General features: G+C 44.0%; 8 protein-coding genes. 2 read left to right on the top strand and 6 right to left on the bottom strand.

Annotated elements, in window-relative coordinates; genetic code table 11:
• From GXO74_10885 to GXO74_10860, 6 genes are all read right to left on the bottom strand, one after another.
• Positions 1–560 (bottom strand): sodium:proline symporter (locus GXO74_10885; protein NOZ62177.1); only part of this gene is annotated, 560 nt, incomplete at its 3' end.
• Positions 561–839: 279 nt separating this feature from the next.
• The gene (gene tnpA, locus GXO74_10880) at positions 840–1289 is read right to left on the bottom strand and encodes an IS200/IS605 family transposase (GenBank protein NOZ62176.1); all 450 of its coding nucleotides are present in this window, start codon (positions 1287–1289) and stop codon (positions 840–842) included.
• Positions 1290–1546: 257 nt separating this feature from the next.
• Positions 1547–3418, bottom strand: a complete 1872-nt coding sequence (locus GXO74_10875; protein ID NOZ62175.1) for an AmpG family muropeptide MFS transporter — start codon at positions 3416–3418, stop codon at positions 1547–1549.
• Positions 3419–3575: 157 nt separating this feature from the next.
• Positions 3576–3854 carry a hypothetical protein gene (locus GXO74_10870; GenBank protein ID NOZ62174.1) on the bottom strand — a complete coding sequence of 93 codons (279 nt, stop codon included), beginning with the start codon at positions 3852–3854 and terminating at the stop codon, positions 3576–3578.
• A gap of 104 nt (positions 3855–3958) precedes the next feature.
• Positions 3959–4603, bottom strand: coding sequence for a GNAT family N-acetyltransferase (locus GXO74_10865; protein ID NOZ62173.1), 645 nt, complete (start codon positions 4601–4603; stop codon positions 3959–3961).
• A 44-nt stretch (positions 4604–4647) separates the two neighbouring features.
• Complete coding sequence (locus GXO74_10860) at positions 4648–5226, bottom strand: hypothetical protein (protein NOZ62172.1); 579 nt, start codon at positions 5224–5226, stop codon at positions 4648–4650.
• A gap of 753 nt (positions 5227–5979) precedes the next feature.
• Between GXO74_10860 and GXO74_10855 the strand changes: the two genes are divergently transcribed.
• Together GXO74_10855 and GXO74_10850 are read left to right on the top strand one after the other, a co-directional pair.
• Positions 5980–7179, top strand: a complete 1200-nt coding sequence (locus GXO74_10855; GenBank protein ID NOZ62171.1) for a beta-aspartyl-peptidase — start codon at positions 5980–5982, stop codon at positions 7177–7179.
• A 201-nt stretch (positions 7180–7380) separates the two neighbouring features.
• Positions 7381–8112, top strand: coding sequence for a M48 family metalloprotease (locus GXO74_10850; protein ID NOZ62170.1), 732 nt, complete (start codon positions 7381–7383; stop codon positions 8110–8112).
• Positions 8113–8120: the final 8 nt, after the last annotated feature.

Here is an 8120-nt window from a genome sequence, read left to right as displayed (position 1 = left end):
GAAATTGCAGAATAGAGCACCGCAATGCCGAGGCAAATGAAAACAGCCGTATGTTTGGGAATGTTGAAAGTCAAATCCATGATTTTGGTCATGGAAAGGATTACCCACCCCATGATAAGGCAATTGTACGGCAGGGACAAATAGACAGCACGAAAGCCGCGCAAGAATTTGGCAGATTTACCGGAATAGCGGATATTCACCAGTTCTGTGTCAGTGAGCACTCTGGCTCTCTTCCAGAGACGGGAAAAAAAGAAGACTCCCCCGGTGAAAATCGGTATTTGCGCCCACCAGAACCAGTTTCCCCAGATGCCCTGTCTGACGACTAATCCGCTGATCGCCAGCGGCGTATCTGCAGCAAAAGTTGTCGCCACCATGGAAGTGCCGAGAAGCCACCACGGACTCCCGCCGCCGGAAGCGAAGTATTCGGCAATGTTTTTCCTGCCGCGTTTGGAAAAATAGAGACCGATGGAAATTGAAAAGAGAATGAAAAGTAAGATGATCGAGAAATCTATAGTCGTGAGATTTGATGTGAAGGTGAATTCTTGAAGTTGAGTGTTCATTTGCGGTTTGGGTTAAAGTGAATGTTTCTGGTAAAATTTTGTATAGCGTCAATCGTCTGGTCGTAAAATGCAAATTCTCTCTACACGTATTTTTTGTTGAACTCCTGCGGAGTTCCTCGCCGTGATAGAATCGGTTTTTTCTACAAATGTTTATCCGCCTGTCAGCGGATTTTATCCTCAAATTTTAAACGTAACCCAGAACGCCGAAGGTGTTCGACATTTGTAGAAAATATTCGAACGTGGCAAATTGCCAACCCCGCTGGCGGGGTTGAACATAATTCACAAATCGATATATTTAGGATCATAATCCACACCAAATCTTTTCAACATTTCAATATATTCCTCTTTGAATGTTTTCTTGCGGTGGTGTTCTTTTTGATTTTTTATGTAATCAATGATATTGGTCAAATGCGATCTGGAATAGCTAAAAGCACCATATCCCTTTTGCCAGGCAAATTTAACAGGGAAAAATTTATTATCATTGATGAAATTGGTGGAACAGCGTTTAACCTCTTTTACCAAATCAGAAATGGTTTTGTCCGGCGACAAGCCGACTAAAATATGGACATGATCCGGCATCCCATTGATGATGATCGGTTTATGTCCGATATTTTTGATAATTCCGGTCATGTATTTGAATACCCTCGTTTTGGTTTCACCCATCAGCAGAAGTTGGGGATTCTGGATATGGAAAACGATATGGATGTAAATTTGGGTGTAGGTGGACATTTTGGTAATTCTCCTTTTTTTGTTTGATTGTTATTTCTGTTGAATTCCTGCGGAGTTCTCCGTTTGTGTTGCGACCGTTTTTTGCTACAAATGTAAATCCGCCTACGGCGGATTTCGATCTCAAATTCTTATTGAGCCAAGAACACGGGAGGCATTCAACTTTTGTAGAAAAACACCAATCAGACCAATTACAACCTAAAGGGTTGAACATTGTCAAGGTGTAGTCCACTTCAGAAGTGGACTACATCTTAAACTTACTATTCTTTCTTCATCCCAAACTCCGGATCGATGGGCAAAAATTTACACAAAATAATTCCGGGAATTGTCGAGATGAGCACCCAGATGAAAAAATTGTTATAGCCAATCAATTCCTGAACCCAGCCGCTAATCATGCCGGGAATCATCATGCCCAGTGCCATGAATCCCGTTGTAATGGCAAAATGGGCGGTTTTGAACTCGCCTTCGGAAATGTAAATCATGAACAACATATATGCGGTGAAGCCAAATCCGTAGCCAAATTGTTCGATGCCAACGCAGAGATTGATGATGAAAAAATTATCCGTCTGCGTATGCGCCATGTAAAGGTAAACGGCATCGGGCAGATTGATGAAGATCGCCATCCAGATGAGCCATTTTTTGAGACCGTATTTTGCCGCGACAAATCCGCCCAGCAAACCGCCGATGGTGAGCATGGCGATGCCAATGGTGCCGTAAACAAAACCGACTTCGCCGGTCGTCAGTCCCAGTCCTCCGGCTTCCTGACTGTCCAACAGAAATGGCGAGGCGATTTTCACCAATTGCGCTTCCCCGAGACGGTAAATGAGCAGAAATGCCAGAGAAATGCCGATTTTGTCTTTTTTGAAAAAGAGCACGAACGTGTTGACAAAATTTTTGAAAAATTGTTGCACATCGCCCAGAGAACGGGACACATCTGCTGCCGGGTGCGGGAGAATAAATTTGTGGTAAATGGCGAACAGAAAAAACAGCGCCGCCATAAAGGCAAAAGTCAGAATCCACGACAAAGGAATATTTCCGGCGCGGGCGGCGAAGACTGCAGAGGCAGCGTGATCCAGTTTCGCGTCAAGTTGAACGATGACCATGAGTGGCTGATTCCAGTTTTCCGCTGTGAATTCGCGACGACTTCCTTCAATCAAATTGATGCTTTTGTCTCCTCTCTCCCTGCCGAAATTGACGACGATTTTTTCGCCTGCGTCAGGTTTTTTTGACAAATAGAGGTAGCCGACGCCGATATTTCCCACATATTTTGAAATTGCTTTTTCTTTTTGCTCAATGCCAAAAATCGATTGAATTCCGCTGCCCAACGGTTTGGTGACATGCTCGTGCCACCAGCCAGGTTTTTCCTGCTTTTGTTTTTGTTCCTGAATTTCGCGCTGGGTGGCAAATTGACTGTTCCATTTTTTTGCTTGAGCAATGAGTTCATTCACTTTTTCTGCAGTGCGTGGAACAGCAGCAATTTCCAACTCCGGCGGATAGGCGATAATGTGCAGATGTTCATCCAGAGGCGTAATGTGCAAACTGTCCGGAGAAATGACTTCCTGCACTGTCTGCCCCGGCGCTGCAGAAACGCGATAATCAATACTGGGCAGACCGCTGTGGCTCTCGATGTAGCCGGCCAAAATCACCAGCAGGCCCTGACCGGTCAACATAGCGAAACGGTAAAACGTACTTCTCACTCCCACAAACCATGCCTGTTGGTGCTGATTCAGCCCTAACATGTAAAATCCGTCGGCGGCAATGTCGTGCGTTGCCGAGCTGAAGGCTAACAACCAGAAAAAAGCAAGAGTGAACTGAAAAAATCTGGGCAAAGGAATGGTCAGCGCAACAGAAGCAAGTCCCGCGCCGATGATGAATTGCATAGTTACGATCCAGAAGCGCCGCGTTTTCATTAAATCAACTAACGGACTCCAGAGTGGCTTGATGACCCAGGGCAGATAGAGCCAACTGGTGTAAAGAGCAATGTCTGTATTGGAAATACCCATTCGCTTGTACATGATTACGGAAATTGTCATCACAACAATGTAAGGGATGCCTTCAGCAAAATAGATGCTCGGCACCCAAAGCCAGGGGGAACGTCCGGGAGATTGATTTTGCGCTGCGGTTTTCGCCATTGGTTTGCTCCGCTTTTATTTGATAATTTTCATAGATATTTAATTCTACTGTCCGTCGCTACGACCATTAAGATCACGGATTGAGAGATGAGACACTACTCCTGTGCTTTCGCCCACCACTTTGAACTTAAATATTTCTAAAAACAATCCGGACAAATTACGACTTAATGAAAAAGACGATAATAATTACCCAAACAACAACAGCAAAAATTTTTCTTCCCAGTGAATATTCTGACCAATTGCGATAATCGGCTAACAATGCCAATGCGAGCCAGACAAATACCAGAACTATCAAAATGGTTTTCCCAGTCGGGCTTTTTGCAAAATTTGCTAATGGTTTCCCTAATGGAGTTGATCCCAGAATGACAAAAATCAACACAACGACAGTAATGATGAGTACAGCTTTCGGCAACGAAATTTTTCGAGAGTTACTCATGTGCACCATCCTTTCTTGTTTGAATTCTGTTTGTTCGCAGAATTGTCACCAGTAGTTGAATTATTACAACAAACGGTTTACCCTTTCCCCGAAAAGTCACTTCATCACCGCTTTAATATTTTTTCCCACTCCTCGCGCAAAATACCCATGACCCAGAAGTCAAAATAGCGGTTGTTTTTGAACATTGCCTGGCGCAACACACCTTCTTTTTGAAATCCAACGCGTTGGTAAATTTTTATTGCAGGCGTATTTTTTTCATTTACGTGCAGTTGGATGCGGTTTAAATTTAGCGTTTGAAAGGCATAATCGACCATCAATTTCGTGGTTTCGGCGCCAAAACCGGAACCCCAAAATTTTGCATCGAGAATTGCAAGATAAAACACCGCTGCGCGGCTGATGTAATCGATACGAAAAAACGCGGTCTGTCCTACGGTGATATGGCGGTCTTTTGTCACAATCATAAATACGATCTGGCTGGGATCATTGATGGATTTTTCAATTTTTTCGCGGGCGGCGGAAAGGCTTACTGGCAACGCCAAAAACAGCGCATCGCGGACAAGTTCGTCATTCTCCCCCTGGTAGATGAAATTGGCGTCATCGATTGCAATCGGCCGAAGGTAGATTTTTTCTCCGGCAATAAAAGAGTGGACCGTGTTTATTGATCCGGAATCTATTTTTGCATCTCCTTGTTGGATAATGTGTTGTTTGGCAGCTTTTTGAACAAAAAAATGGCACCGCCATGAAAGCATACCATTTCAATGAAATTTATCGAGAATGAATTTTATTGTTAAAATTATTGTTGGTGACGCTCATGTTTCAAGTTGGCAATCTCATCGCGGATGCGAGCCGCGTCTTCGAATCGCTCTTCTCTGATAGCTTTTTGCAGCTTGATATTGAGTTCTTCCAGTTGGTCGACATCGCGCAACGGCCTATCTGTTTCCTGGTTTTTAATGATTTCCTTTGGCTCGGAATCTTCGGCAATGGCGGCGTTCACCATCACCATTTCTTCTACAAAAATTGGCGCTCCCATCCGCAGAGCCAGCGCGATGGCGTCGCTCGGTCTGGCGTCGATTTCGTATTTTTTCCTGCCCTGATGCAGATAAATGATAGCGTAGTAGGTGTTTTGTCTCAGGTCGTTCACGATGATTTTGTCGATCTCTATGTCGATGGTTTTCAACAAATCTCGCAGCAAATCATGAGTCAGAGGACGAGGCGGAACAATGCCTTCCAATTGTAAAGCGATTGCCTGCGCTTCAGTTGTGCCCACCACGATTGGCAGCCAACGGCTAAATACATCATCGCGCAAAATGACGACAAATCGGTTCGATGATGTATCTAATGTCACGCGATCAACTCTCACGGGGATTTGCATTCACCTACCCCTCCTCTCATTTATGAAATTACACCTCTGAAATACCTGTTGCATTTGAAGATTGCCAACACTTTATTATATCAAATTATTCGACAAGTGTCAAGTAAAATTTGTAAAAAGTTACATTTTTTATGGTTGGCTACCGAAATGTAATCAAGATTCTGGACGGCAAATCAGGATTTTTTTCATTTAATCCAATTTTGATATTTGTTTTAAAATTACAAAAATAATACTTGACAAATTCAAAAAAAATTCCTAAACTTAATTGAAATAATTTTTTTACCAATGATTTAAAATGGAAAAAATATTTCGCGTGCACATTGAGAATAGTCTTTAACCGTTAGTTTTTGGAAAAGCAATAGCGATTTCCGTTTTAAAATCATTTCAAAATAACCCCGTCCCTGGATCCCGAATCAACCTGGACAGGCAATTTGGTCAATTTTTGATCTTCAATTCATTGTCGAATTAATTTGCTCTTCCGCTGAGGTGTGATAAAATTTTCGCCAAATGAAAATTGACGAATTCGCAGAATGAACTCAAAAATGGTTATTTCAGGACAGAGAAATGGGGCGAAAAAAATTACCAACAATTGCTTTTTAGGGAAGATCCAGAAATTTGCCTGAAGGATCAGTGAATATTATTTCCGGTCGATATTTGCCAAAAAGAGGCATAGAGAGCAAGATTTTGTCAATAATATGTTAAAATAATTGAAATAGTGAATAGTTACTGACATTGAGTTGAGAAAGACAAAAAATGGATGCTGAAAATGTATGCGAGACACTCATTCTGATAAAGGGTGCAAAGGTTTACGCTCCCCGATTTCTGGGGAAAAAAGATGTGTTGATCACTGGCGAAAAAATTGGTTTGATTGCTGAAAACATTGATTTCCCTGCTTCCCTGCAAATAAAAGTTCTCGATGGAACAGGCAAGTTGCTCATGCCCGGATTTATCGACAATCACGTCCATATCCTCGGCGGCGGCGGCGAAGGAGGTTTCAAAACACGCACTCCGGAAATTGTATTGACGGATATTACCCGCGCCGGTGTGACTACGGTTGTCGGGTGTCTGGGAACGGACGGAATCACCAGAACCATGAGCAATTTGTTGGCCAAGGCGCGCGGTCTGGAAGAAGAAGGAATTTCTACTTTCGTTTACACCGGCTCTTACGAGGTCCCGGTGCGAACAGCGACCGGATCTCTTGTTAATGACATTATTCTCATCGATAAAATTATCGGCGTTGGCGAGGTCTCCGTATCTGACCATCGTTCCTCGCATCCGACGATTGAGCAATTGGCGAAATTGGCCTCTGACGCGCGTCTGGGTGGCATGCTTTCCGGGAAAGCGGGAATTGTGAACGTCCACCTTGGCGACAGCGAGCAGAAACTCGCGCCAATCGAGCAAGTCATTGAACGCACAGAGATTCCGCCGACGCAATTTGTCGTCACCCACGTTAACCGAAACAGACCGCTTTTCCTCTCTGCAATTGCATTTGCCAAAAAAGGCGGATTAATCGATATGACCACGGGCAGGGAGAGAAGAGATCGACAAGAGATTCCCGGTTCGTGCGCCCAGTTGCTCAAGGAAGCTCTGGAAGCCGATGCCCCGATAGAAAACATTTCCTTTTCCTCGGACGGGCAGGGAAGTTTGCCGGTGTTCGACGGGAACGGCAATTGCACCGCACTGGAAGTTTCCGGCGTTGACTCGATTTTGCACCAGTTAAAATTGGCAACTCTTGAGTTAAATCTGTCGCCGGAAATAGTTTTGCAGACAGTGACCTCGAATCCTGCCAGAAATTTGAAATTGAGCAATAAAGGCGAAGTTGTGGTCGGAAAAGATGCCGATTTAGTGCTGCTGGATGCCGACTGGGAAGTTGACACAGTGATTGCCCGCGGCAAAGTGATGGTTGAAAACAAAAAAACGCTCGTGTACGGGACTTTTGAACCAAGAGATTGATTTTTGAGAATGGGACGCGGATTTTCGCGGATTCAATTTTGAGCAGATCGGCAAAACAGGGCAGAACGCCCGCGCACGAAAAATAACTAATGCCTTCGCCGAAAATAAAGGAACGACAAAAGCGGAATAATACAAATAGCCGCAAAATTAAATTTATTTTTCCGGCGCTCATTCAAAACAACAATTTTTCAGGGTATCCTTGTGGAAAAAATATTTGAAAAAATAGGCCATTCCCTTGGCGCAACTTTTAACAAAGGAAAATGGCTCTACCAATCGGCCTTCGGATCAGAAAAAGATGCGCTCCAAGCTGAGTTAAAAGTCTCACGCGATCTCGTCCGTAAATTAAAAAAAGAAATCACAATTTTAATTCAATCCGATGGACAGAAGACATTAGAGCGCATCGGTTCACGGCTTTGCGATCAATTCAGGGAGACGGACAGGGATTTTCGCTTTTATCTCATAGCCAGCCGCGATGTCAATGGTTTTGCTCTGCCCGGCGGGTTGGTTTTTCTCACTTCCGGTTTGTTCAGAAAAATCGAAAACAACGAGGATGAGATCGCTTTTGTGCTGGCGCACGAAATGAGCCACATTCAACTTCGCCATTTGATGAGCCGAATTCTTGCCAATTATTCTATTCAAACCATTTCCCGATTATTGAGACCCGGCGGCACTCTTGGCGCCCTGGCGAGTGAGATTGTCGCCAATCTGCTCAAAAGTGGTTTTTCGCAGGAAAATGAATTTGAAGCGGACAAAGGAGCGGTTCGCCTGATGTCGCGCGCTAATTTTGATGTCACAGCTTCAGCCTCGCTGCTCAGAAAATTGCAGTCGGAGAATGAATCGAGCCCTGCAATTCATCACTATTTTTCCACGCATCCGCCGGTTCAGGAAAGAATTCGGGCGCTAACGCCGCTAATCAGGAAGAAATTGAAATAACTTTTGCT

Source organism: Calditrichota bacterium (assembly GCA_013152715.1).
GTDB lineage: Bacteria > Zhuqueibacterota > Zhuqueibacteria > Thermofontimicrobiales > Thermofontimicrobiaceae > 4484-87.
Note: the sequence above shows the minus strand (reverse complement) of the source record. Positions and strands in the feature narration are given on the sequence as shown.